Below are 26,046 nucleotides of genomic sequence, written 5' to 3' on the forward strand. Positions count from 1 at the left end.
ATTGAAATGAGAATAATTAGCATTCCAATTTAAGCTGATAATTATTCTCACTATGACAACTTCTTGCTTTCGACTTTGCGCGCTTTCTGGCTGTATTTCTCTGGCTCTAACCACACTGTCGCATGCGGCTGACACCAGTGAATCGACCATTGTCGTTTCGGCGACAGGTCAGGAGAGCCTGCTGCCTGCCTGGACCAACAGCGCCACCAAATCCGCTGTCCCGGAAAGTAAAACGCCGCAGGTGATTAATACCATTGATAATCATGAGATCGCCTTGCGCCACGCGAATTCCGTTAACGAGATCCTGCGCTATGCGCCGGGCGTATCGACAGAAATGCGCGGCAATACTTCCTATATGAGCGAGTACAAGATCCGTGGTTTCGCTGTCGATCAGGAGTACTACAACGGCCTGCAGTTGCCGTACAACGTCACCGGCAATACCAAAGCCCGTATCGACCCGCTGCTGGTGGAAAGCGTCGATATTCTGAAAGGGCCTTCCTCAGTGCTGTATGGGAACGGTTCGCCGGGAGGGTTGGTGAATATTCAGGGCAAAAAACCGCAGGCTGAGCAAACAACGGAAATCGGCTTTAATACCGGTACGCGAAATCTGAAAGAGGGCTATCTGGATTCCACCGGTAAAATTAGCGACAGCGACTGGAATTACCGTCTGCTGGGTAAGGCAACGGAGGGGGACGACCAGCCGCACACCACCCGTAATGAAGACTATCTGCTGGCACCGTCCGTCACCTGGCAACCCGACAGCAAAACGCGCCTGACGCTGGATGCGCTGGTGCAAAATACCCCGTCGTTGTCGCCGTCGAACCCGTTACCGATTGCCTATTTGCGCTCGGGTTATGCCGATCGTCGCGATTATGCCGGAGATAAGTGGAGTGGCTTTAAGCAGCGTCAGTGGATGGTGGGTTATCATTTCGAGCATGAATTTGACAGCGGTTGGGGATTCAGTCAGCAGGCGCGCTATTTTGATGTCGATACGCACCAGCGCAGCGTCTATTCAACTGGTAATGGCACAAACCCGGTCTGGATGCTGGACCGCTTTGCCTATACCACTGATGAAGATCTAAAGAGTTTCAACATCGACAACCAGGTGACGAAAACGATCGTGTTGGGCGACTGGCAGCACCATCTGCTGGCCGGTTTTGACTATCAGAAACTCGACAGTCATTACTTCTACCGCTACGCCAGCGCTACGCCGGGAATCGACATGCGCGACCCGGATTTTCATCAGGTGCATACTGCTGACCTGGGGCTGTACACCGCACAGAAAAACCGTCTTTCTTATCAGCAAAATGGCTACTATCTGCAGGATCAGGTGGCGTTTGGCGGCTTAAATCTGTTGGCCAGCCTTCGTTATGACGATTACCGGTCAACGACCACCGACGCGCTGCAAAATGATGAGAAAACCTGGATCTCACAGGACAGAGTGACCAAACGTTTTGGCGCGCTCTATGCTTTTAAAAACGGTATTTCACCGTTTATCAGTTATTCCGAAGGGTTCAAACCGATTTCACCGCAGGGCACGCTAACGTCGAAAGACGTGAAGCCGACTACCAGCAAACAGCTGGAAGGCGGGGTGAAATATCTGCTGGCCGATTACGCGACCACGCTGACGGCATCGGTGTTCAACATTCGTCAGAAGAATGTGCTTTCCGCCACGCCAACCTGGGATTATCGGCAGACCGGAGAGATCGAATCAAAAGGGGCTGAGCTTTCAGTGATTAGCCGGCCAGGTGACAACGTCACGTTGATTGCCAACTACGCCTACACTCATGCGATCAATACCGAAGACGAAACCTGGGAAGGCAAACGACCGACGCAGGTGCCAGAGAATGCGTTCAATTTGTGGGGCGATTATACCTTCGATACAACCGCACTGCGCGGGCTGACGATGGGCGCAGGGGCGCGCTATACCGGACCGATGGAAATCACGCCGGATAACAAGGGCGGCAAGCTGGGAGGGACAACGCAGTACGATCTCGCCGTGTCATATCGTTTAGGCGAGGTGTTACCTTCGTTGAGCGGCGTGACGTTAAAAGCCAGCGCGCAGAATATCACCAATAAAGAAACCTTCAGTTGCTACGACAGCACTAACTGCTGGATTGGTCGTGACCGCACGGTTCAGGTCGGGGCAAGCTACCGTTTCTGATTGTATGAAGCGAAAACCGGCCTGGTGATCCCCGGCCGGTCAGACGCAGGCTATTATGGCGTTGCCTGTTTTTGTGGCGATTCAGCGGACGTCTGGCTGGCGACAGGGCGTTTTTCCGGCACGCTATCGCACGGTTTTTCCTTCGGACAGATCAGGTCGAGCATCTTCAGCGTGACGCCGTTGCTCCAGCCAAAACCATCCTGTAAAGGATACTCACCGCCACCACCGCCGGTTCCGGTGCTGCTGACGTCATATTTTTCCACCAGCTTTTGCTCGCGATCGTAGGTGTGCTGCACGTTGGTCAGAAATCGCCAGCTCACCTCCATCGCCACATCGCTCTGTCCATAGTTCTGTAAGCCCTCGGTGGCGACCCATTGCAGCGGCGCCCAGCCGTTTGGCGCATCCCATTGCTGTCCGCTTTTCACCGAAGTGGTGGCAAGCCCGCCCGGCTGTAGCAGATGTGCGCGAGTGGCGGCAGCCATTTTGCTGGCGCGATCTTTCGAGGCCGCGTTGACATAGAGCGGGAACAGGGCGGCCGCAGTCAGCTGATTACGCACCTGTTTGCTCTTCAGATCGTAATCCGCATACCAGCCTTCTTTGTCATTCCACAGGTAGTGTTCTATGGCTTTCTGTCTGGCGTTCGCCAGCTTGTCGTACTGGCTGGCTTTTGCTTCGTCCCCCGCGGCTTTGCTGGCGCGCGCGAGGATTTTTTCCATCTTGTACAGCAGCGCATTAAGATCGACCGGAACGATGCTGGTGGTCCGTAGCGTGCCAAGCTGCTGCGGGTTATCCATCCAGCGCGAACTGAAATCCCAGCCGGATGCCGCCGCGGCGCGCAGATCGCGATAAATATCGGTGGCCGGACGGTTTGGATTGCTTTTTGCCGTGGCGATATCTTCAACCCAGGATTCCGGTCGTGGCGTATCCCGCTCATCCCAGTAGCGATTCAAAATGGTGCCGTCATCCAGTTTCACCACCCGTTTGTTCTGTTGACCTGCCTGCAGCGTTTCGACGCCTTCCATCCAGTAGATGTACTCTTTTTGCAGTTGCGGCAGATACTTTTTCAGCGCATCGTCGCCGTCATGCTGCGCCAGCAGCTCCACCATCAGGGAGAAAAAGGGCGGCTGGGAACGGCTCAGATAGTAGGTGCGGTTGCCGTTGGGGATATGACCGAAGGCATCAATCTCCCAGGCAAAGTTCGCCACCATGTCGGCAATTTTGTCCCAGTAATCGCTTTCGGCAAGTCCCAGCATGGTGAAGTAGCTATCCCAGTAATAGACTTCCCGGAAGCGCCCGCCGGGCACCACGTAAGGTTCAGGCAGCGGCAGCAACGAATCCCATTTTTCCGCGCTTTCGGTAGAGCGGGTTAAGACTGGCCACAGCCCGTCGATATGTTCACGCAGCGATTGTCCTTCCGGCGGAACATATTTTTCTCCCTCTTTTGGCAACGTGAAGTTGACGCTCACAAAGTGGCGTAAATCGAAACTGGACTGATTTTTTTGCATCCGATAATCCGCGAGGATCATCAGCGGATCGCTGTTAGGCACGGCATCGGCAAAGGTCTTTTGGTCGGGGAACAGTCTGGCATTCTGCACATCGTTAAACAGCGGGCCGAGCAAAATATCCGGCGGTTGCGGTGGGGTAACCGGCGATTCTTCTGCGTGCACTGACAGTGAAGAGAAGGACAGAAGGGTGCCGGAAACCGCTAATTTTATGACCCATGACAGCGAACCAGACGTGCAAAAAGCAGGGGTATGCATTGATTCATCTCCTTAGTGCGTACCGAAAAACGGTATCTACCATGAGAAAATCGTAGTCCAGGATCGCCCCCGGCGCGTTGTTACCCCCCTTTTTTTGCGACGTTACAGCGGTTTCCTTTCTCTGACGACGCAATTTTGCGCCACATTCAGGGATAGCCGCTCGCCCGTCTGTACTTCGTTAAGCGCATCACCCTGCTGGCATATCCAGGCGATACCCATCTCGCGGGCGAGCAAGGCGCCATGCGCGAGCGGGCTGCCTTCACGCAGGCAGATGCCTTTCACCACGTTCGGGTCGAGTTCCGGTACCGTCGAGGGAAACAGATTGTCGGCGACGAGTATGGCTGGCGCAGTGAAGTCAGGTAACGTCTGCGGGCTTTGCAGCAAATGACGTAGCGTGCGGTGCAGGAGATCGTCGATATCGACGTAACGCGCCTGCAGATAGGCGTCATCTAACTGACGATACTGCGCGCTGAGGCTACTCAACACCTGCTGCCAGGCATATTCCGCCGTACAGTGTTCGCTGCGCAGGAGCCCGCAGGCCGTATCAAACAGTTCCGGATCGTCGAGTAACATATGGTGACCAGAGAAAATGGCCGCCAGGTCAGCAGGCCAGTTTTCTTCCATACGGGTGAGCAGCGTCATCAGGTCGAGCAGGGTGAGATCCAGCGCGTTACGCAGTCGTGCCTGCTCTGCGCCAGGACTGAGATCGGACGCTTGTCGAACCGGGGGTAGCGTTGGCGTATAGCAGAATGCGCTACCCGCAATCTGCGCCGTCGACAATGTGGTCGTCGCTGCATCGTCCAGCGATTCACCAAAGTTCTCCGACGCCAGTTGGCTAAACGCGGCCAGCGCTTCATCCGCCTGCGCTCCGCTTGCCAGCAGACGGACCGTGTCATTACAGCGAACCTGCAATAGCGATATCTGATTAAGGCTATCTGGCGTAACGCACTTACCGTTTTTTTCCAGTAGCAGATCCGCGTCAAAGACCGACAGCGTTGCCACAAGCCGGGACGCCGGACGGATATGCAAACCGTTGGGATTTTTGATCACCACGGACACCGATTTTGCCGCCGCGTCGGGGGCGCTAAATGCCGGGGTAATCCGGGTCTCAGATGCAGAAGAGGGTAAACCCAGTTGTTCACGCTTGGCCTCAAGGGCGTTCGTCGCATCGGCAATGACCTTTTCGACATCTGCACCCGCGGCGGCACTCACCGTTGCCGCCAGCGTCCCTTCAACCAGCGGCGCGGCGCACAGTCTCACTTTCCCGGCAATCGCCGGGTCGAGAAGATCCAGCGCTGTTTCAGCACTGAGCAGGGCGCTGCCGATGTCCATCATTACCAGCACGTGGTCGGTATCGGCAACAGACTCGATCGCTTCCATCACCTTGATGGGGTCGGTACCGATGGGGTTTTGCGGATCGTCGATACCGGCGGCAATGGCTATTTTACAACTGCCGCCCATTAACATCTGCTGTGCCAGTTCGCCCACCCCCTCACCGAGGCGGGCGCTGTGAGAGACTATCACCAGGTTTACCATCTTACTGTCCTTACTCTTTTGCTGCGGCTGCCAGCATCTGGATCATAAACATCACCGAGGTTGCGCCCGGATCCTGATGTCCGATGCTGCGCTCGCCCAGATAGCTGGCGCGACCTTTGCGGGCCTGCATCGTAATTGTGCGTTGTGCGGCGGCTTCAGCCTGAGCGGCAGCGGCGTCCAGCGCGGCAGTGACGGAGAGGTTCTGCTCGTACGACTGGCGCAGTGACTCCGCTACCGGCACCCAGACATCGCACATCGTTTTATCACCCGGCTCGGCTTTACCCCGGCTAATCACGCCATCAGCGCCTTCACGTATCATTTGATAGAGTTCATTAAGCGACAAACTCTGATGCGCCTGAGTGACCTGCGCGGCGCGGATGAAAAAGGTGCCAAAAAGCGGGCCGCTGGCTCCTCCGACGTTTGACAGCAGCGTCATCCCGGTATTTTTTAAAATAAAACCGATATCCTTATCCGCAATGGCCGGTAATTTTTCGACCACTTTGCTAAAGCCGCGATGCATGTTCAAACCGTGATCGGCATCGCCAATCTCGCGATCCAGACCGGTGAGATAATCACTCTCTTTACTGAAAATGTCTCCGCAGCGATAAAGCCAACTCACAATCTGTTCTCTGTTGAGTGACATGACTCTCTCCTTAGTTGCCCCAGTTCAGGCCTGGGGTATGCACCGGTGCGTCCCACAATGCCAGCGTCTCGTCATCCACTTTTAACAGCGTGATGGAAAAACCGGTCATATCCAGTGACGTACAGTATGAACCAATCAGATTACGTTCGATGACGATACCCGCCTGCTGGCAGCGTTCGTCAAGACGGTTATAGACGCCATACAGTTCAGAAAGCGGTGTGGCGCCAAGGTTATTGACCAGCGCGATGACGCGATCGCCACGCTGTAAAGGCTGTTTGCTTTGCTTATCGTCCTGCCAGACGCCCTGAGCGGGATCCCAGTGACGCAGCGTGCGGCTATAGGTGCCGTTTTCCAGCAGGGTATCGAACATCTCATCTACGGTCTGATCGAGTGAGACGAAAGCGCGACGGTCGATGCCGGGTTCGCCGTGGATCCCCACACCGAACTCCATTTCACTGTCGGCAAGGGTAAAAGAGGGCTGACCGGCTGCCGGTACCGTACAGGCGGCGAGGGCGATACCGATCGAATGACCGTGATTATTGAGTTTTCGACCCAGTTCCGCACAGGCTTCCAGGGAATCGCCGCGTTCAGCCGCCGCCCCGACCAGTTTTTCAATCAGCACGGTATTGGCGACGCCGCGTCGTCCGGCGGTATAGAGACTGTCTTTGACGGCCACGTCGTCATCCACCACCACGGTGGTGACTTTCACGCCGCTTTCGTGCAGCAGCTCGGTCGCGGTTTCAAAGTTAAGAATATCGCCGGTGTAGTTTTTCACGATCAGCAGCACGCCTTCGCCGCCGTCAATCTGCATGGCGCATTCAAACATTTTATCGGGCGTTGGGGAGGTAAAAATTTCGCCGGGACAGGCACCAGAAAGCATGCCTTTACCGATATAGCCGCAGTGCATGGGTTCATGACCGCTGCCGCCGCCGGAAAGTAGCGCGACTTTGCCCTGAACAGGAGCATCTGCACGGGTCACATACACCGGATCCTGATGTAGGGTCAGCGACGGGTGCGCTTTTGCTAGGCCAGCCAGTTGTTCACTCAGGACGTCTTCCACACGGTTAATCAGCTTTTTCATTTTCTTGCTCCGGGTCTTAAGCTTCAGGGGATCGAGGGTGTTCTACGCCACGGCGACCGCTCGCTGCCGATACTGTAATTGTGCCCCAGGGCGCGAAAAAGAAAATTCATCAATGTTATGTTCCAAAAGAGAACGTTTATTCTGATGAATGTTCCATAACGGAACATCAACGCACGAGATAGAGCAAAAATGCGAGCGATCGCACCCTGAAACGAGGGAAAACTGACAGTGAACAATAGTGTGAACATAAGCGATGAACCGGATGTCCCTGAATTTATCCGCGACTCGTGGCTGCGCTGCGGAAAAATAATGCAGCGTGATTTCTGGGCGCAGCCGCATCGGGCACAGGGACTGACGTTTGACTCGATTTGTCGGCGTAAGACGGCGATGCTCACGCTTGGACAGGCGGCGCTGGAGGATGCATGGGAATACATGGCGCCACGAAAGTGTGCGCTGTTGATTCTGGATGAAAGCGCGTGTGTACTGAGTCGTTGTGGCGATCCAGAGACGCTCCGGCAACTGGCGGAACTTGGTTTTGTTGATGGAACGTATTGTGCCGAAAGTATCATTGGCACTTGTGCACTGTCGCTGGCTTCTGTGCTGGCGCAACCGGTAACCACGCGGCCCGAACACCATTTCAAACAGGCGCTCGGGGCGTGGAGTTTTAGCTCTACGCCTATTTTCGATAATCACGGACGCCTCTCGGGATCTATCGCGCTGGGCAGTCCGGCAGACGACGTCTCACCGGCCGATCTGTCATTGACGCTGGCGATCGCGCGTGAGGTAGGGAATTCGCTGCTTACTGACAGCCTGCTTGCCGAATCGAACCGCCATCTCAATCAACTGTATGGTTTACTGGAAAGCATGGATGACGGCGTGATGACCTGGAACGCGCAGGGAAGTCTGCAATTTATCAACGCCCAGGCGGCGCGGCTACTGCATCTTGACGTGACGGCTGCCCATGGCAAAAACCTCAGTGAACTCCTGACGCTGCCCAGCGTTCTGGTGCGGGCGATCCGCCATCAGCGCCCGCTTCATCATGTTGAAACGACGTTTGAAAGCCAGCATCAGTTCGTTGATACGGTGATTACCCTCAAACCGATTGTCGAAGCGCAGGGCACCAGTTTTATTCTGCTGCTGCATCCGGTAGAGAAGATGCGTCAGCTGATGACCAGTCAGTTGGGTAAAGTGAGTTATACCTTCGCGCAAATGGCGCAGGACGATCCGCAGACTCAGCGAATCGTTCATTTTGGTCGTCAGGCGGCGCGTGGCAGTTTCCCGGTATTGTTATGTGGTGAAGAGGGAGTCGGCAAGGAGTTACTCAGTCAGGCAATCCATAACGCCAGCGAACGGGCGGAAGGCCCGTATATTGCGGTGAACTGTCAGTTGTATGCCGATCAGGTGCGGGATTTTATCGCCAGTACAGCGGATGACGACAGCGAAGGGCGGTTAAGTCGTCTGGAACTGGCGCACGGTGGTACGCTGTATCTGGAGAAAATTGAGTATCTGGCGCCAGAACTGCAATCGGCGTTATTACAGGTGATCAAACAAGGGGTGATCACCCGTCTGGACGCGCGGCGGGTGGTGCCTGTTGATGTGAAAGTGATTGCCGCCACAACGGTGGATCTGGCACGACTGGTGGAACAAAACCGCTTTAGCCGTCAGCTCTATTACGCGCTGCACGCCTTTGAAATCATGATTCCACCGCTACGACAGCGGCGTAACAGCATACCTTCTCTGGTGAATCACCGTCTTCGTCGGCTGGAAAAACGCTTTTCGACCCGTCTGTCTATGGATGACGATGTTCTGACCCCGCTGATTGCCTGCAACTGGCCGGGGAATGACTTTGAACTCAACAGCGTCATTGAAAATACGGCGCTAAGAAGTGAGGACGGGCGTATTCACCTGAACCATCTGCCGGAATATCTCTTTAACGAGCACCGGACATCAGAAGCCACGACCGATCGCTTCTCTGCCAGCGTCGCGTTCAGCGATATTGAGAAAGACGCCATCATTCATGCGGCAAGGGTGACCGGCGGGCGTATTCAGGAGATGGCCAGCCTGCTGAAAATTGGCCGTACCACCTTGTGGCGAAAAATGAAGCAATACAATATTAACGCCGCGCATTTTAAGTTGAGCCCCTGATAAGTGGGATTGTTGCAGACAATGAATGGGATGCGATGGGCTGATCACCCATGCAGCATCGTCAGGTGACAGTTAGCAAACGGCAGAGATTAAAAATCCACGCCTGGCGTGGATTTTAGAGGGCGTGCGGGAGCAGGGGGTTAGCGTTCGTGTCTTGCCATCAACAGCGCCAGGTCGACGAGGCGATTAGAGAATCCCCATTCATTGTCATACCACGCCAGAATTTTGACCATATTGCCGCCAATCACCAGCGTTGACAGGCCGTCGATAATGGAAGAACGCGGGTCACCCTGGTAGTCACTTGAGACCAGCGATTCATCACTATAGCCGAGGATCCCTTTCAGCGGTCCCGTCGCGGCGGCTTCTCGAAACGCATTATTGACCTCTTCAGTCGTCACATCCCGCTCAAGCGTTACGGTGAGATCGACAATGGAGACCACCGGAACCGGTACGCGCAGCGAGTAGCCGGTCAAACGACCCTCCAGTTCAGGAATGACTTTGCCGAGCGCCTTTGCGGCACCACTGGAGTAAGGCACAATCGACAGTGCGGCGGCGCGGGCACCGCGAAGATCTTTTTCCGGCTGGTCATGCAGCGCCTGACTGTTGGTATAGGCGTGAGTGGTGTTCATCAGGCCATGCTTAATACCGAAATGCTGATGCAGAACCTGCGCGGCAGGTGCCAGACCGTTGGTGGTGCAACTGCCGTTGCTGACTACAACGTGTTTATCCGGAGAGTAGAGGCCATCGTTAACGCCCATCACGATGGTTAAATCTTCGTTTTTACCGGGGGCGGAGATAATCACCCGCTTTGCGCCACCGCTGTGGACATGCACCGCAGCCTTGTCACGGTCAGTGAAGAAGCCCGTTGCTTCAATGACGATATCAACGACACATTGACGCCATGGGATGTTGGCCGGGTCTCGCTCGCTGAACACGGTAATGGGTTTACCGTCAACCACAAGCTGTCCTTCACTGGCGGTGACGTCGGCGTCGAGTTTACCGAGCAGCGAATCGTATTTCAGCAGATGCGCCAGCGTCTTACTGTCTGTCAGATCGTTGATTGCCACAATCTGAATATCCGGGTTACCCAGGGCAGCACGCAATACGTTGCGTCCGATACGACCAAAACCGTTAATACCGACCTTTACCATGATCAACTCCTTATCTGTTGTCTCTAAAGGTAATGTAGGACGGTCACTGATTGGCGTAAATGACAAAAAAGGATCACTTTACGCCATTTTACGACAATGAAAGCGCTGGCGATATTCTCCTGGCGTGAGCTGAAGCTGTTTTTCAAACAACCGCCGCAGGTTAATGCTGCTGCCAAATCCAGTTTGTTCGGCGATACGATCCAGCGTCTCGTTGGTCTGCTCCAGCCGCTGTCGGGCGGCAGCCAAACGGGCTTCGGCGACATAGCGCGCCGGTGAAGCACCGGTTTCCCGGGTAAACACGCGGGTAAAATTTCGCGGACTCATGGCGACTTTTTCCGCCAGTTTATCCACACTGAGGTCGGCGGTGAGGTTTTCGAGCAACCAGGTCTGCAGATCGTTAATGGGGCCCTGGGTGCTGGTCTGCTGAAGGTTATAGCGACTAAACTGCAGCTGGCCACCGGGGCGGCGCAGGTACATGACGAAGTCCTGAGCGATGTCGCGTGCCAGGCTGAAGCCGTAGTCTTCTTCCACCAGCGCAAGCGTCAGGTCAAAGCCGGAACTGACTCCGCCTGATGTCCAGATGTGTTCGTCCTGAATGTAGAGCGGACCGCCTTCAACATGTACCTGAGGAAATTCAGCCTGCATGGTTTCCAGTAGCTTCCAGTGGGTGGTAGCCCGTCTGCCGTCCAGCAGTCCGCTTTGCGCCAGCAGCATCGCGCCGCCGCAAATGGATGCAATGCGGCGGGCATGGGGAGCGGCAAGGCGTAGCCAGTCAACCACCGCAATCCCTTCCTGCGGGTTTTGACCTCTGCCGGTGATAATGATGGTATCAAGAGGCTCACGAGGGTCAATTTCATGCAGGCGATGATCTGCCAGTAAATTTAAACCGGACTGGCCATGGATCACTTGATGAGGCTGGGTTGTCGCTAACTGAACCTGGTAACAGATATCCGTAGCGCCTTCTGGGTGCAGGCGGTTGGCCTGCATCAGAATGTCGGCAATACCAGCGGATTCAAACAGCATGCCGCCATCGGGGACAATGATAAGTATTTTCTTCATGTCCTGAAAAGTAATCTTTTTACAGAATAAGTCAACAGCACAAACGCAGACGGAAAACGGGTTCCATTTCTTCCATCGTCACCGCCATTGCTGACGCCGATGTTTACTGCAATCCTTGCGGATAAAGAGGTCAGGGAAGAAGGGGAAGATGAACTCGGTGACGAAGGACTCGCGTCAGACGAGGAATTTCAGTCGCTATTGAAAAGCAAAATCCACGCCATGGCGTGGATTTTATGGCCATTTTGATGCGCGTGAGACCTCCGAAGTGCCTCACGAATCAATACAAACGATTAGACGTTGAACAGGAAGTTCATCACATCGCCATCTTTGACGATGTAATCTTTCCCTTCAGCACGCATCTTACCGGCTTCTTTCGCGCCCTGTTCACCTTTGTAGGTGATGAAGTCGTCAAACGCGATAGTCTGCGCGCGGATGAAGCCTTTCTCGAAGTCGGTATGGATTTTACCTGCCGCCTGCGGTGCCGTTGCGCCGACAGGGATGGTCCATGCGCGCACTTCTTTCACACCGGCTGTGAAATAGGTCTGCAGGTTCAGGAGTTTATAGCCAGCGCGGATCACGCGGTTCAGGCCCGGTTCTTCCAGCCCCAGTTCCTGCATGAACTCGTCGCGCTCGTCATCGTCGAGTTCAGCAATATCTGCTTCAACGGCCGCACACACCGGAACCACGACAGAACCTTCTTTCGCGGCAATTTCACGCACCTGGTCGAGATACGGATTGTTTTCGAAACCGTCTTCGTTGACGTTGGCGATATACATGGTCGGCTTCAGGGTCAGGAAGCTCAGGTAGCGGATCGCCGCTTTGTCTTCGTCCGTCAGGTCCAGCGAACGCAGCATGCCAGCTTCAGAGAGCTGCGGCAGGCATTTTTCCAGCGCGGCCAGTTCGGCTTTTGCGTCTTTATCGCCGCCTTTAGCTTTCTTCTGCACGCGGTGAATGGCGCGTTCGCAGGTATCGAGATCCGCCAGCGCCAGCTCGGTGTTAATCACGTCAATATCTTCCGCCGGGTTCACTTTGCCCGAAACGTGAATGATGTTGTCGTTTTCAAAGCAGCGCACCACGTGACCGATCGCTTCAGTTTCACGAATGTTGGTCAGGAACTGGTTACCCAGGCCTTCACCTTTGGACGCACCTTTCACCAGACCAGCGATATCAACAAATTCCATTGTTGTCGGCAGGATACGCTGCGGTTTGACGATCTCAGCCAACTGTTCCAGACGCGGGTCGGGCATCGGCACAACGCCGGTATTCGGCTCAATCGTACAGAATGGGAAGTTTGCCGCTTCAATGCCGGCTTTGGTCAGCGCGTTGAACAGGGTGGATTTCCCGACGTTGGGCAAACCGACGATACCGCATTTGAATCCCATGATTTAAATCACCTTAATATCTTGATAATCAACCTGTTGTAGAAAACAGATTGTAGAAATGGAAATAACTTTGCCTATTATACACAGCGTACGGCAAAAATGCCGCACATCACTGCTTATTGCGCTTTAAACGCGTGCAATCGGTTCGTTGCTTTGGTCAAACCGTCTTTGAACCACAATTCGGTGCAACGTGCCGCTTCGTCAATTGCGTCGTCAATTAACTTCTGTTCAGAAACAGGCGGTTTGCCTAACACAAAGCCGACAACTTTATTTTTATCACCGGGATGGCCGATTCCGACGCGTAAGCGATGAAAGTTAGGGTTATTGCCGAGCTTGCTGATAATGTCTTTCAGCCCGTTATGCCCGCCATGGCCCCCACCGAGTTTAAATTTCGCCACTCCGGGGGGAAGATCCAGTTCATCGTGAGCCACTAAAATTTCGTCGGGATTGATGCGATAAAAACTCGCCATTGCACCGACCGCTTTGCCGCTTAGATTCATAAACGTGGTAGGAACTAATAAACGGACATCTTCACCTTCCAGACTGACTCTGGTGGTGTAGCCAAAGAATTTCGGCTCTTCGCGCAGAGGGGCACGCAACCGCTCTGCCAGTAAATCGACGTACCATGCGCCCGCATTATGTCGGGTGGCTGCATATTCAGCGCCGGGGTTCGCCAGGCCGACAATCAGTTTAATCGTCACGTTTTCTATCCTGAGTGTTCCAATAACTGGCGCGTAGTTTACTGTCTGTCGTCCCGCTTGACAAAGAACCGTATCACTTCAGCCGAAAACTGAATAATTGCCCATATTGATTATTGTAAAGTCAAGGTGTTCAGAGGCTTATTTGTAAAGTTTTGTTGAATAATGGGTTGTAATTGTGATCACAGGCGCACTACCAAAGCGGTGTGTTGTCTATACTTTACACATAAGGATTAGGGGTATTCCCTGAAGCAACCCAAAAGTTCCGGAGGTGACATATGAAACGCAAAAACGCTTCGTTACTCGGTAATGTGCTCATGGGTTTGGGGTTAGTGGTTATGGTGGTTGGCGTGGGTTACTCCATTTTAAACCAGTTGCCGCAATTTAACCTGCCACAATTTTTCGCACATGGCGCAGTGCTCAGTATTTTCGTCGGTGCCATTCTGTGGCTGGCGGGTGCCCGAGTAGGGGGACATGAGCAAGTCAGCGACCGCTACTGGTGGGTGCGTCACTACGACAAACGTTGCCGCCGTAACGACAATCGTCGTCACAGTTAACGTTTCGCTGCAAGATAATGACCAGCCAGCATCAGGCTGACTGGTCACGGTTAGCGATTTTTTTCTCGCGGTTACTGTTTTGCGCGTCTTTTCATTCGCCGCTGTATCCATAATAACGCCAGCATGATGGCAAGATAACCCATGACATACATTCCCTGGTGTTTCCGTGCCGTCAGGTCGGGATCGGCTGCCCAGGCCAGAAAGGCGGTGACGTCACGTGCGTACTGTTCTTCAGTCTGCGCGACATCCATTTCTGCCTGCCATTCTATTTCGCCATCCGCCAGTGGTTTTGGCATGTTAATCACCCCACCCGGATAGTAACGATTCGCCTTCAGTTGCGGATCATCGGGCAGATAACCGGTTAAGAGTGCAAAAAGATAATCCGCCCCTTGCCCGGCGTAGGGAATAAACGCGTCCAGCAGAAATTGTGGAAAGCCGCGATCGTAGGTACGGGCGCGAACGATATAGCTCAAATCCACGGGCAGGGCGCCATTATTCAGGTATCTTGCCTCCTGATCGTTGAGATAAGGCGAAATAAAGCTGTCGTTCAGGGTGCCTTCCCGCTCGCCGGGTTGACCGTCATCCTGAATAATCGCAAAGACATAGCCGCTGGCGAGGTTTTTCGCGTCTTCTGTCGTCAGTTCCGGGCCGCCGGGTCTGGTCAGCGAGCGAAACGTCAGGTATTTCATGCCGTGACAGGCCCGACACTTCTCTTCATAGACCTGCAAACCGCGTCGGAGCTGCTCCTTATCATATTCTCCAGAAAGACCGCTGAAACTCCACTCCTGACGCGTCGGCACGGCGTCTTGCGCGAGTGCGAGGTCCATCGTGCAGAGTGCCACCCACAGCATGCTGTATCTGAGTAATTGTCTCATCATCTTCAGTCCTGCTTTTCCAGATAACGACGACAGGGCAGCACCAGCAAAAACCAGGCGAAATAGCCTATTGTCGACAGTTGTGAGACCGCGCGGATCCATCCCTCTTCACTACGAATGCCTTCCGTCAGATCGGGGCCAACCAGTGCTTTTGAACCCAGCCAGCCCAAAAAAAAGACGTTCAGCACCCACAGCCAGAAACCCCACTTCACCCAGTTGCTGTAGTGGCGAAAACGCGCGCGGGAGGTATCCAGCCACGGGAGAAAATAGAAGATCAACACCGAGCCGCACATCGCTGCCAGCCCGACGAGTTCGTTCGGGAAGCAGCGCAAAATGGAAAAGAAGGGGAGAAAGTACCACTCCGGGGCAACAATCGCCGGCGTCACCGTGGGATCCGCCGGGATGAAGTTATCCGCGCTGCTCAGATAATGCGGTGCGAAAAACAAAAACCAGGTGAACAGGATCAGGAATAACGTGATTTTAATAGCATCGGAATCCGTGATTCGGTAATCAAAGAGCAGACTACGAGACGCTTTCTCGCTGAAGGCTCGTTTCATCGCGTGCGCAAAGGCTGACTGTACCGTACGGACGTGGAAAATCGTCATTACCACGACAGCAAAGGGAAGAATAAAGTGCAGAACGTAAAAGCGTCCCAGCGTGGGGGTACCTGGCGTATAGCCGCCCACCAGGAAGGTATATAACCCGTCTCCCACCACCGGAATGGCGCGAGCGAAACTGGCGATCACCGTTGCCGCCCAGTAGCTCTTTTGCCCCCAAATCAGGCTGTATCCGAGAAACGCAGTGATCATCAGCAGCACGTACAGCGTGACGCTGATCATCCACATCGTCACATAGGGTCTGCGGTAGACGCTGTAATACATGCCACGGAAAATATGCAGATAGCAGGCAAAGAAAAATAGCGATGCGCCGATGGCGTGCATATTGCGTAGCAACTCGCCGTGGCTCACTGCGCGCATGATGTGGATGATGGAATCAAACGCCTGTTCTGTCGTCGGGACGTAAAACATCGCCAGCACGATGCCGGTCAGTATCTGTATTCCCAGCATCACCAGAAGAATCGCGCCGATGGCGAACAGCCATACACCGACGATGGAGCGCGGGAAAGGAATGCGCCAGCGGATCATCTCACACGTCCTTAGCGCCAATACGCACGGTCAGACCATCAGGATGAAAGGCAAATTCAGGAACGGCCAGATTGGCGGTTGCAGGGCCGCGGGTGACGCGCCCGGAAGTATCAAACTCCGAACCGTGACACGGGCAAATCCAGCCCTGTCCACCGGGTCTGGTATTGGGAACACAGCCGGCATGTGGGCAATATCCCTGAACGACCAGCCACTGCGGATAGTCAGATGCGACCCGTTCGCTGTCCGTTTGCGGGTCGATAAGCGTGCTGTGGTCACCCGCACGGGCTGCGGCGATCTCCGCCGGTGTGCGATGATGGATGAGGATCAGTTTTCCTTGCCAGATGCGTCTGACGGTTTGCCCTGCGGCGATCCCCGCCAGCGAGACGTCTATCGGCTCATTTTCCCCGCGCGCGTTCTCGTCAGGCCCTAATGCGGAGATTAACGGCCAGACGGCGGCAGTCACTCCCGCCGCGCCGACAAATTTTGTCAATTTGCACAGGCAACGGCGTCGTTGTTGCAAAATGTCTTTCTCCGGTTGTTTTTTCTCCACTCCCGCGCTCTCCCTTACTGTTTATCAATGCGCGAATAGATGTCCTGGAAGCGCTTATCGGCAATCCCAGGGGCCGTAAACGCGCGATAACTGTCCGGCAGGGTGGCGTCGCCGACTTTTATCAGCATGACCATCCCTTGCGCATAATGTGGGGTGCACTTAATGCCGTAGAAGCCTGCATGGTTATACGTCACAGCGATCTCCTCATCGATTTTGCCGATAAATCCCGGGTAGCCCGCAGGCGACAGCTCAGCGATTGATGCTGCGTTATGACTCTTGTGCTTGCGGATAAATTTCACGGTATCGCCGGGTTGAATCTCCAGATAGTCCGGCTCATAGACCATGGGGCCAGCTGAACCGCGATTCTTCATAAGCACTTCGTGGGTTTGCGCAACCGCAGAGGCGGTGAGGGCCAGCAGACATAATATGTTCAGGACCGGTTTGAGATAGTTCATGTGGGGCTTCCTTAGGCTTCTTCAGGTCTTTGATAACGGATAAAACAGTTCGCACCCTGGGGATCGCGCTCAACGATGGCGTCAATGCCAAACCAGGTGCGAAGATTCTCGCAGGTGAAAATGGCGCAGGGAGAGCCCTGCATTTCCAGACGACCTGCGTTCATCACGACGATGCGATCGCAGAACATGGCAGCATGATTAAGATCGTGGAGAGCGGCGACAACCGTCAGCTTTTCGCGTTTCACCAGGCTCAGAATCCCAATCTGATGTTGAATATCGAGATGGTTAGTGGGTTCGTCCATCAGTAACAGTTGTGGCTGCTGAGCGAGCGCGCGGGCAATATGCAGGCGCTGTTTTTCACCACCGGAAAAGGTGTGCCAGCAGCGATGGCGAAGATGCTGAAGATCGACTTTCTCCAGCATGGTCTGGACGATATGGTCATCGTTATCCGACCACGGATTCAGCAGGCTCAGCCACGGGGTTCTCCCCAGCGAGACGGCCTGTAACGCAGTCAGGCGCTCACTGGTTTCTGCCTGCTGCTCAACCAGTGCGACCTGCTGCGCCAGTTGACGACGCGAATAGCGATGCAGCGCTTTTTGCTGCAACAGGACGTGACCGGCAGTAGGCTTCAGCAGACCGGCCAGCAGCGAAATCAGCGACGTTTTTCCGGAGCCATTGGGACCGATAATGCCGACAAACTCACCTGGCGCCACGCTGAGTGAGACGTTATTGACAATCACTTTGCCTTTCACCTGCCAGTGCAGACATTCCGCATGAATAATCGCCTCGCGGGAGGCAACCGGGGTCGATACAGGGTTGGCGGTCATTTGGTCGGGTTTCCTCTGATCAGGATGATGGAAAACGCGGGCGCGCCGACCAGGGCGGTGATCACGCCGATGGGCAGAACTTGTCCGGGGAGCAGCGTGCGGGAGATAACATCGGCAACGATCAGGAAAATGGCGCCGATCAGCGCGCTGACAGGCAGCAGACGATGGTGCTGATTGCCGACCAGCAGACGGGCGGCGTGAGGGATCACCAGTCCCACAAAGCCAATTGCACCGACGATGGAGACCATAATGGCCGTCATACCGGTTACGGCGGCAATCAGCACGCCACGGGTGCGTTTTACCGGGATACCCAGTGAGGCGGCGGACTCCGCGCCAAAAGAGAAGGCATCAAGATGACGGGCATAACAAAAGCAAATCGCGACGCCAGTCAGCGCGGTGGGGATCGCCAGTACCACGTCTGGCCAGCGGACGCCGCTCAGATTCCCGAGTAACCAGAACATAATGCCGCGCGCCTGTTCCGCGTTGGCGGAGCGGGTGATGATCAGTGAGGTCAGGGCATTGAATAACTGAGAGCTGGCAATCCCGGCGAGAATAATATGCGTGGTGACTCCGCCGCCTTGTCTGCCGCCTGCCGCTACCGCCAGCAGAGCCACAAACAAAAAGGCGGTCAGGGCGCCGAAAAATGCGCCGAACGACATGCTGATCATTCCGGCGCCCAGTCCGGTCAGCGCAACCAGCACCGCGCCGGTTGATGCGCCTGCGGAAATGCCCAGCAGATACGGCTCGGCAAGCGCATTGCGCAGTAACGACTGTAAAACCACGCCCGATACGGCCAGGCAGGCGCCACAACTGGCTGAGACCAGCGCACGGGTCAGGCGATAGTTCCAGACGATCCCGGCATCCAGCGCATCAACCGGATAATGGGTATCAAACAGACGGTTTGCCAGCGTGTTGAGTACGTGCTGCCAGGGAATAAACGTCTCGCCAATGGCGATCCCTGCCAGCAGGACGCCGCACATCAGCACGCTAACCCAAAGGGCGTGACCGCAAACATTAACCGTTAACCGACTGACGGCGTGACGCGTCCTGCGTATATCGCTCATAGTGACCTGCGTTTCGGAGTGCATAAAACGCGCCGGCCCCGTCGGGAGCTGGCGCAAAACGAGGATTAATGCGCGGCCTGAGGGTGCGCTAAGCCGTACTCAACCAGGGTATCGGCCAGCTTTTCAACACCGTCAATGGTTCTGATACCAGCATTCATGGTCTGCACGTCAATCACCGGTAAATGATTGGCCTTTACGGCGGGGATCAGTTGGGTGACCGGATCGGATTTCAGGTAATCCATTTTCACCTGCCAGTCATCGGCCGGGAAACGCCGACGACTCATTTCCCCCAGCACAATCACCGTCGGCTGGGCTTTGGCGATGGTTTCCCAACCGACCGTTGGCCACTCTTCGGCGGAATCAATGACGTTCTTGATGCCCAGCGTTTGCGCAATCCAGGCGGCAGGTCCTAATTTCCCGGCAACATAGGGATCCAACTGCAGGTCGGCGCTGGAGAACCAGAAGACGGCGGAGACGCGGTTATCCATCCCGGCGATTTTGTTTTTCGCTGCCGCTTCGCGCGCTTTAAGGCTGGCGATCAGTTCGTTACCCTTATCCTGAACGTCGAAGATCGTCGCTAAGTCGGCCACTTCCTGATAGACCATCGCGATATCAAACATCCCTTTACGCACGCCATCACCACCATCTTCGTTATCTTTCGCGCAGTCTGCCGGTGCGGTATAGACCGGGACCTTCAGTTCGCTGAACTGTTCATAAGACGCCACGGTACCGGCGGGGCCGATTTGCCATTCGAACTGGCTGGCGACCAGATCCGGTTTTTTGGCAATGATGCCTTCGAAGCTGGGGATGTTCTGCGCAATAACCGCAATGTTGTCATTTGCTGCCTTATACGCGTCGGGCACGGGCCCGAACCACAGCGACGTGCCTACCATGCGGTCGGCCAGACCCAACGCATACAGGATCTCCGTGCTGTTTTGTCCTACGGTGGCGACGCGTTTTGGTGCTGCGTTAAACGTGATATCCCGGCCACAGTTTTTTATCGTCAATGGATATTGGGTTTTGGCGGCATGAGAAAGACCTGATGTGAAAAACAGCGCGGTACCGGCAACAGCCAGAAGCATTTTTTTATAAGGCAAAGAGGTAAAATTAGCGTGCATTATTATCATCCCGTTCATGCCAGAATCTGAACGTCTGGTCATGGATTATATCGTTCCATATATCGGGAGAGTTCATGACGATAGATGACAGCACATCGTGAAATTTATGCATGACGTTATGCAAATAAAGAAAGTCTGCACTTCAGTCAGCAAATTGATTCACCTTTCACGGTGGTTTATGTCAAATAAATCATCCCATGGACCATCCCGTCCACTCAATGGGTCATAAATTTGACAGCAGGTCTCCTGACTCACGGTAATCAGAACATCGGCCTTCCCATAAAGACTCGCTTTACAGTGACCTGCAACATAATATGCTGCACGAGGATATTCTGCATCCGTCTACAGTTGCGGGGGCAGTCATGGCATGGGATTAAAATAATCCGCACCATGTTCCTATTCATTACAATGTTGGTGTAATGAAATGCTGTCGAAAAGGACTGTATCGGCATTTGTTAACAAGATCAATTGCAGGGGAAAAGAGGAGGGTAATTGAATTTGATGTGAATTACCTAAACTATATCAATAAGTTATGCAGTTTTGAATGGTGAAATTTTGGATAACTCAGCGTAGTAATGAAAAGCTAAATGAGAATTGATTGACGTTGATCAAGTAATATTCTTCTTCATGTTAATTTATGTGATCTCTCCAGATGCACTAATTGCCAGTCATCGTGCATATCCATCACAACCTGGAAATGATTACGTCGCCAGAATGAATACCCCCCCGGTAAAAAATGGTGAGTATGTAAGTATAATAACGTGTACTGCTGTCGCTCACAGTATGTTTCAGCAAAAGCGAGTAACTGGCGACCAATCCCTTTTCTGCGATAACGTTTGTCCACATAGCAGCGACAAATTTCTGCCGTTTCTGTCAAAATATAACGTCCACGAAGTTCTGCTATACGGTCATCATATTGGCAGATGGCCAGGGTAGCGATGAGTTCATTCCTTTCGCTCCAGGCACAAAGCAATGTATTCCGCTGCTGTTGAATATACTGTGCCTGCAGGTTAAAAACATCTTGTCCGGCATCAGGGACAGGCCTGCCAGCCGCAAAGAATTCGTTCAGGTGTTGAACCAGAAATAACTGAACCGCCGGAATATCCTCTCCGGTCATTTCACGTAGCGTATATGAAATCACGATTTGTCACTTTTATTTGCGCTAACAGAAGACGGATAATAACAACCCGGGAAGGGAAAAACAGTGTGCAGAGTGGAAAAGTTACCGGCCTGCACAGGAACAGCCCGGTAACCGTAAATGATTATAAATCAGCCAGCGCCGCGTCGCGGTTCGGGAAGAAGGCCAGACGCCCCGGAATCGGCTTAATGCCTGCGCGCGCCATCGTGCGCAGGGGCTGGAACTCGACGTTACTTACCCGCAGTTCGCAACCTTCGGGCAATCTTTTCACAAAGCGCTGGAAGGCATCCAGACCGCCGGCATCCAGCACCGGTACTGCATCCCATTTCAGTACGACAATACGTTTGCCTTCGATGCGCGACTCCAGATCGGTAAACAATCCTTCCGCTGCTGCAAAGAACAGAGGGCCGATTACGCGCAGCACCAGCACATCGTCCGGCACTTCAACGTTAACCGCCGCCAGTCGCGTCATGCGTGCAATACGACGCATAAACAGTAACGAAGCCAGCACAATCCCGACGCTGATGGCGATGACCATGTCAAACAGTACCGTCAGCGACATACACATCATCATCACGATAATGTCGTCTTTAGGCGCATGGCGTAGCAAATCCACCACTTTGTGGGCTTCGCTCATGTTCCATGCCACCATCAGCAACAGGGCAGCCATTGCCGACAGCGGCAGCCAGGAGAGCAGCGGTGCCAGCGCCAGCAGCGCCATAATCACCAGAAGCGCGTGGATCACTGCGGAAATGGGGGAGGTTGCGCCAGCGCGGACGTTTGCCGCCGAACGGGCAATCGCCGCCGTTGCGGTAATCCCACCAAAGAAGGGCGCGACAATATTCCCCAGGCCCTGACCAATCAGCTCGCTGTTGGCTTTATGTTTCGTCCCGGTCATTCCGTCAAGCACCACGGCGCAGAGCAGGGACTCAATTGCCCCCAGCATGGCCATTGAGAATGCCGCCGGAAGCAGAGCGCGCAGGGAATCCCAACTCAGCGTGAAATCAGAATCAGGCAGGTTCCACGGCAGCACCAGTTGCGGAAGCAGTTGCGGGATCCCGTTGCCCTGTGAGCCGTCGGCCAGAATATAGTGGAACTGAGAACCAATGGTGGCAACGTGGCCGCCCAGCAGGTTGACGATCCCCATGACGGCGCAGCCAGCAAGCAGGGCGGGCAGGTGGCCCGGCAGGCGAATACCCAGACGCGGCCACATAATCAGAGTGCCCAGCGTGACCACCCCGATGGCGGCGTCGCCCAGGTTAATGGTTGGCAGGGCCATAAACAATGCCCCCACTTTCTGCAGATAGTGCTCCGGCACGTGAGCCATTTGCAGACCGAGGAAGTCTTTGATTTGCATGGTACCAATGGTGATACCAATCCCTGAGGTAAAACCTAAGGTAACCGAGACCGGGATGTACTCAATCAGGCGGCCAAAGCGGGCCAGGCCAAAGAGGATCAGGAAAACCCCGGACATCAGCGTCGCGACAAGCAGGCCTGCCAGTCCAAACTGTTGCGAAACGGGATAGAGGATCACCACAAACGCGGCGGTCGGGCCTGAGACGCTAAAACGCGAGCCCCCGGTTAGGGCAATAACAATCCCGGCCACAGCGGAGGTATAAAGTCCGTACTGCGGCGCAACACCACTCCCGATAGCCAGCGCCATCGCCAGCGGGATAGCAATAATCCCGACGGTGATCCCGGCAATCACATCACGGGTAAACCGTGAGGCGGTATATTTTTCTTTCCAGCAAGCGTCGATGAGGGCGCGGAAAGGCATCACATGTGAGGAAAAAATTCTGTTCACAATAATGTTTCATCCATGAGCGCATCATCTGTCAACTAAATGGCAGGTGAAGGAGGCATAAGTCATACAAATAAAGGTTACAGACAAAAAAACCCGCCGCAGCGGGTCTTTGAGCCGGGTTCGATTAATGCTCGAACATAGCAGAAATCGATTCTTCGTTGCTGATACGACGAATCGCTTCGGCCAGCATACCCGACAGGGTCAACGTACGCACGTTCGGCAGTGCTTTGATTTCATCGGTCAGCGGAATGGTATCGCAGACAACAACTTCATCAATTACAGAGTTACGCAGGTTGTTTGCCGCATTGCCTGAGAAGATTGGGTGAGTGGCGTAAGCGAATACGCGTTTTGCACCACGTTCTTTCAGCGCTTCAGCTGCTTTACACAACGTACCACCGGTGTCGATCATATCGTCAACCAGAACGCAGTCACGACCTGCAACGTCACCGATGATGTGCATCACCTGAGAGACGTTTGCACGCGGACGGCGCTTGTCGATGATCGCCATATCGGTGTCATTGAGCAGCTTAGCGATAGCGCGGGCACGCACGACGCCACCGATATCCGGAGAAACCACAATCGGGTTATCCAGATTCAGCTGCAGCATATCTTCTAACAGAATGGGGCTACCAAATACGTTATCAACCGGAACGTCGAAGAAGCCCTGGATCTGTTCAGCATGCAGGTCAACGGTCAGAACGCGGTCAACGCCGACGCTGGATAAGAAGTCAGCGACAACTTTTGCCGTAATCGGCACACGGGCGGAACGTACACGACGATCCTGACGCGCATAGCCAAAGTAAGGGATAACGGCGGTGATACGGCCTGCGGAAGCACGGCGCAGGGCATCAACCATAACGACCAATTCCATCAGGTTGTCGTTCGTTGGAGCACAAGTGGACTGGATGATGAAAATATCACCACCGCGTACATTTTCGTTAATTTGTACGCTGACTTCGCCGTCGCTAAAGCGACCTACAGCGGCGTCGCCGAGAGAAGTGTACAGGCGGTTGGCAATACGTTGTGCTAGTTCCGGGGTGGCGTTACCAGCAAAAAGCTTCATATCAGGCACGAGAAGAACCTCAGGCATGCGTCCATTGGTGGAAAGAGTTTGCCAAAAACTGTGCGGGCCAGGCAGGACTCTCTCCATGCGGTGTATTAACGAGCGCGATGCAACGTCTGGAACAGGGTGACGTTGTCACCGAAACTCAGCTTGCCCGGCTAAAGCATGGATTGATGAAGTGGAGAAAGGTTGACACCTTTAGCCACAAAGCCATTAAACCATTCCGGGGCTTGCTCAAGCACCTGCCGGGCATGAGACTCTGTATCAAATTCAGCAAAGACACAGGCCCCTGTACCAGTCAGGCGCGACGGCGCGTATTCTAACAGCCAGGAAAGCGCCGCATCAACCTCGCGAAAACGTTTTCTTGCGATAACCTCGCAATCATTGCTGAATTCACATTTTAATAACGTTTCTATTGACCTTTTTGGCGTATTACGGGGGAGGTCGGGATCGTTAAAAATCATCGGCGTAGGAATGCTGACGCCCGGATGCACCACCAGGTACCATTTTTCAGCCGGTTCCACAGGGGTCAGAATCTCTCCAATGCCTTCGGCAAAGGCGGCGTGTCCGCGAACAAACACCGGAACGTCAGCCCCGAGCGTTAATCCGAGCGCGGCCAGTTCGTCCAGCGACAGACCACACTGCCAGATGTGGTTTAGCGCGACCAGTACGGTTGCCGCGTTCGACGATCCTCCGCCAAGTCCTCCGCCCATCGGCAGACGCTTTTCGATACGGATATCCGCACCGCAACCGGCTGGCAGCCGACCGCGCTCTGCGGCTGCTTTCATTAGCAGTCGCGCGGCGCGAACGATCAGGTTGTCTTCATCTGCCACACCGTCAACCGGCGTCAGGAGACGAATTTCTCCGTCGCTGCGCGGTTCCAGGCTGAGGGTGTCGCCATAGTCGAGGAACTGAAACAGCGTTTGCAGCGTGTGATAACCGTCCGCACGTCGTCCGGTGATGTATAAAAACAGATTCAGTTTTGCCGGAGAGGGCCACTGGGTCATCATTTTACAATCCAGTTATCCATTTTCAGCTTGATACGCTGAGCGCCGTCGGAGAGCTCCATATTGGCCGGCATCGCCGGGGTGGTTTTACTGTCATACGCGCTGTAGACCACCTTCCAGTTTTTTCCGTCCTGGCGGTAGTTCACTTCACTCAGACGGTACTGGTCGTCGAGTTTATAGTCGGTCGCGTCGCCCGGCAGGCCAAGGATCCACTGACGCAGGCTGTTCAGCGGGATCGGCATACCGGTCAACTTGCCGATCATCTCTTCGGCATCGTCTGCGGTATAGCGCTGGCCTTTATTGTCCATTAACTGCACGTTACCCGGCTGTGCATTCAGTTCAAGCTCGGTGCTGCCAAGCGGGTTGGTCAATAACAGGCGATAGCGATCCTGGCCGGTCTGCTGCCAGAAAAAGCGTGCATAGACCTTCTGTTCGTCGGAAATATAAGCAAACGCGCCGCGTGTCTGATACTGATTTAATTGACGGACTTCCTGCTGATGCTGCCGCCATTGAGGAGAGTCCGGACTTTTCCCCGGGCCTTTCGGTGCGTTGATCGTACAGGCGGTCAGAACCAGGGTTGCCAGCGGAAGCAGGCGGATCAGGCGAAAATCAGGCAGGGTCATAATGATGACGAATCCTTGTGATACGTTGCAATAATAACCCTTAATGCTAGCGCCACGCGGGTATATCGTCTACGTTCACGTTATCTTAATTTAAGCAGTAAGCTATTACTCCAAAAGGGGGCGCTCTCTTTTATTGATTCCGCGCATCCTGTATGATGCGAGCAGACTAACCATATCAACGCTGGTACTACTCCCGCAGAC

Annotated in this window: 24 protein-coding genes and 1 riboswitch; of the genes, 4 read left to right on the forward strand and 20 right to left on the reverse strand. The window is 54.3% G+C overall.

Annotation, left to right across the window (positions count from 1 at the left end; genetic code table 11):
* Nucleotides 1–52: 52 nt before the first annotated feature.
* Nucleotides 53–2,164: a TonB-dependent siderophore receptor gene (locus KE671_RS13765; protein WP_206163397.1), complete on the forward strand. Its 2,112-nt coding sequence runs from the start codon at nucleotides 53–55 to the stop codon at nucleotides 2,162–2,164.
* A 53-nt stretch (nucleotides 2,165–2,217) separates the two neighbouring features.
* On the opposite strand, the gene KE671_RS13770 is transcribed toward KE671_RS13765, so the two are convergent.
* From KE671_RS13770 to dhaK, 4 genes are all read right to left on the reverse strand, one after another.
* On the reverse strand, nucleotides 2,218–3,924 hold the full coding sequence (locus KE671_RS13770; RefSeq protein WP_206163398.1) for an alpha,alpha-trehalase: 1,707 nt from the start codon (nucleotides 3,922–3,924) through the stop codon (nucleotides 2,218–2,220).
* Between the two features lie 102 nt (nucleotides 3,925–4,026).
* A complete protein-coding gene (gene dhaM, locus KE671_RS13775; RefSeq protein ID WP_206163399.1) occupies nucleotides 4,027–5,460 on the reverse strand; it encodes a dihydroxyacetone kinase phosphoryl donor subunit DhaM in 1,434 nt (477 codons plus the stop codon).
* 10 nt (nucleotides 5,461–5,470) lie between these two features.
* Nucleotides 5,471–6,103, reverse strand: coding sequence for a dihydroxyacetone kinase subunit DhaL (dhaL, locus tag KE671_RS13780; RefSeq protein ID WP_206163400.1), 633 nt, complete (start codon nucleotides 6,101–6,103; stop codon nucleotides 5,471–5,473).
* Between the two features lie 10 nt (nucleotides 6,104–6,113).
* A complete protein-coding gene (gene dhaK / locus KE671_RS13785; protein WP_206163401.1) occupies nucleotides 6,114–7,184 on the reverse strand; it encodes a dihydroxyacetone kinase subunit DhaK in 1,071 nt (356 codons plus the stop codon).
* Nucleotides 7,185–7,424: 240 nt separating this feature from the next.
* Here dhaK and dhaR point away from each other — a divergent pair, with 240 nt between their 5' ends.
* On the forward strand, nucleotides 7,425–9,329 hold the full coding sequence (gene dhaR, locus KE671_RS13790) for a dihydroxyacetone kinase operon transcriptional regulator DhaR (protein WP_206163697.1): 1,905 nt from the start codon (nucleotides 7,425–7,427) through the stop codon (nucleotides 9,327–9,329).
* 140 nt (nucleotides 9,330–9,469) lie between these two features.
* Here dhaR and gap read toward each other — a convergent pair whose 3' ends face one another.
* Nucleotides 9,470–10,480: a type I glyceraldehyde-3-phosphate dehydrogenase gene (gap, locus tag KE671_RS13795; protein WP_206163402.1), complete on the reverse strand. Its 1,011-nt coding sequence runs from the start codon at nucleotides 10,478–10,480 to the stop codon at nucleotides 9,470–9,472.
* Nucleotides 10,481–10,558: 78 nt separating this feature from the next.
* Entirely contained in the window at nucleotides 10,559–11,539 is a 981-nt protein-coding gene (locus tag KE671_RS13800) for a GlxA family transcriptional regulator (RefSeq protein ID WP_206163403.1), read from the reverse strand.
* A 99-nt stretch (nucleotides 11,540–11,638) separates the two neighbouring features.
* Between KE671_RS13800 and KE671_RS13805 the strand changes: the two genes are divergently transcribed.
* Nucleotides 11,639–11,785 (forward strand): hypothetical protein, encoded by a 147-nt coding sequence (locus KE671_RS13805; RefSeq protein ID WP_211986789.1) that lies wholly within the window; start codon nucleotides 11,639–11,641, stop codon nucleotides 11,783–11,785.
* 44 nt (nucleotides 11,786–11,829) lie between these two features.
* On the opposite strand, the gene ychF is transcribed toward KE671_RS13805, so the two are convergent.
* Together ychF and pth are read right to left on the reverse strand one after the other, a co-directional pair.
* Complete coding sequence (gene ychF, locus KE671_RS13810; RefSeq protein ID WP_043000470.1) at nucleotides 11,830–12,921, reverse strand: redox-regulated ATPase YchF; 1,092 nt, start codon at nucleotides 12,919–12,921, stop codon at nucleotides 11,830–11,832.
* 116 nt (nucleotides 12,922–13,037) lie between these two features.
* Nucleotides 13,038–13,622 carry an aminoacyl-tRNA hydrolase gene (pth, locus tag KE671_RS13815; protein WP_206163404.1) on the reverse strand — a complete coding sequence of 195 codons (585 nt, stop codon included), beginning with the start codon at nucleotides 13,620–13,622 and terminating at the stop codon, nucleotides 13,038–13,040.
* A gap of 275 nt (nucleotides 13,623–13,897) precedes the next feature.
* On the opposite strand from pth, the gene ychH reads away from it, so the two are divergent.
* Nucleotides 13,898–14,176, forward strand: a complete 279-nt coding sequence (ychH, locus tag KE671_RS13820) for a stress-induced protein YchH (protein WP_012132144.1) — start codon at nucleotides 13,898–13,900, stop codon at nucleotides 14,174–14,176.
* A 71-nt stretch (nucleotides 14,177–14,247) separates the two neighbouring features.
* On the opposite strand, the gene KE671_RS13825 is transcribed toward ychH, so the two are convergent.
* The 12 genes from KE671_RS13825 to lolB form a co-directional block, all read right to left on the reverse strand.
* Nucleotides 14,248–15,051: a cytochrome c1 gene (locus tag KE671_RS13825; RefSeq protein WP_206163698.1), complete on the reverse strand. Its 804-nt coding sequence runs from the start codon at nucleotides 15,049–15,051 to the stop codon at nucleotides 14,248–14,250.
* A gap of 5 nt (nucleotides 15,052–15,056) precedes the next feature.
* Complete coding sequence (locus KE671_RS13830; protein WP_206163405.1) at nucleotides 15,057–16,196, reverse strand: cytochrome b; 1,140 nt, start codon at nucleotides 16,194–16,196, stop codon at nucleotides 15,057–15,059.
* Nucleotide 16,197: 1 nt separating this feature from the next.
* Nucleotides 16,198–16,746: a ubiquinol-cytochrome c reductase iron-sulfur subunit gene (gene petA, locus KE671_RS13835; RefSeq protein ID WP_206163406.1), complete on the reverse strand. Its 549-nt coding sequence runs from the start codon at nucleotides 16,744–16,746 to the stop codon at nucleotides 16,198–16,200.
* 14 nt (nucleotides 16,747–16,760) lie between these two features.
* Complete coding sequence (locus tag KE671_RS13840; RefSeq protein WP_206163407.1) at nucleotides 16,761–17,201, reverse strand: pseudoazurin; 441 nt, start codon at nucleotides 17,199–17,201, stop codon at nucleotides 16,761–16,763.
* 11 nt (nucleotides 17,202–17,212) lie between these two features.
* The gene (locus KE671_RS13845; protein ID WP_206163408.1) at nucleotides 17,213–18,028 is read right to left on the reverse strand and encodes an ABC transporter ATP-binding protein; all 816 of its coding nucleotides are present in this window, start codon (nucleotides 18,026–18,028) and stop codon (nucleotides 17,213–17,215) included.
* The gene (locus KE671_RS13850) at nucleotides 18,025–19,092 is read right to left on the reverse strand and encodes a FecCD family ABC transporter permease (protein ID WP_206163699.1); all 1,068 of its coding nucleotides are present in this window, start codon (nucleotides 19,090–19,092) and stop codon (nucleotides 18,025–18,027) included. The genes KE671_RS13845 and KE671_RS13850 overlap by 4 nt, the downstream gene beginning before the upstream one ends.
* Before the next feature lie 65 nt (nucleotides 19,093–19,157).
* Nucleotides 19,158–20,210, reverse strand: coding sequence for an ABC transporter substrate-binding protein (locus tag KE671_RS13855; RefSeq protein WP_206163409.1), 1,053 nt, complete (start codon nucleotides 20,208–20,210; stop codon nucleotides 19,158–19,160).
* Between the two features lie 219 nt (nucleotides 20,211–20,429).
* A riboswitch (cobalamin riboswitch) is annotated at nucleotides 20,430–20,657 on the reverse strand.
* A 178-nt stretch (nucleotides 20,658–20,835) separates the two neighbouring features.
* Nucleotides 20,836–21,327, reverse strand: a complete 492-nt coding sequence (locus KE671_RS13860) for a GNAT family N-acetyltransferase (protein WP_206163700.1) — start codon at nucleotides 21,325–21,327, stop codon at nucleotides 20,836–20,838.
* A 145-nt stretch (nucleotides 21,328–21,472) separates the two neighbouring features.
* On the reverse strand, nucleotides 21,473–23,152 hold the full coding sequence (gene dauA / locus KE671_RS13865; protein ID WP_206163410.1) for a C4-dicarboxylic acid transporter DauA: 1,680 nt from the start codon (nucleotides 23,150–23,152) through the stop codon (nucleotides 21,473–21,475).
* A 124-nt stretch (nucleotides 23,153–23,276) separates the two neighbouring features.
* Nucleotides 23,277–24,224, reverse strand: coding sequence for a ribose-phosphate diphosphokinase (gene prs / locus KE671_RS13870; RefSeq protein ID WP_001518537.1), 948 nt, complete (start codon nucleotides 24,222–24,224; stop codon nucleotides 23,277–23,279).
* A 149-nt stretch (nucleotides 24,225–24,373) separates the two neighbouring features.
* Complete coding sequence (gene ispE, locus KE671_RS13875) at nucleotides 24,374–25,225, reverse strand: 4-(cytidine 5'-diphospho)-2-C-methyl-D-erythritol kinase (protein ID WP_206163411.1); 852 nt, start codon at nucleotides 25,223–25,225, stop codon at nucleotides 24,374–24,376.
* Nucleotides 25,222–25,845 (reverse strand): lipoprotein insertase outer membrane protein LolB, encoded by a 624-nt coding sequence (gene lolB / locus KE671_RS13880; RefSeq protein WP_061077715.1) that lies wholly within the window; start codon nucleotides 25,843–25,845, stop codon nucleotides 25,222–25,224. The genes ispE and lolB overlap by 4 nt, the downstream gene beginning before the upstream one ends.
* Between the last annotated feature and the right edge of the window lie 201 nt (nucleotides 25,846–26,046).

This window comes from Citrobacter amalonaticus (assembly GCF_018252635.1).
Lineage (GTDB): Bacteria > Pseudomonadota > Gammaproteobacteria > Enterobacterales > Enterobacteriaceae > Citrobacter_A > Citrobacter_A amalonaticus_E.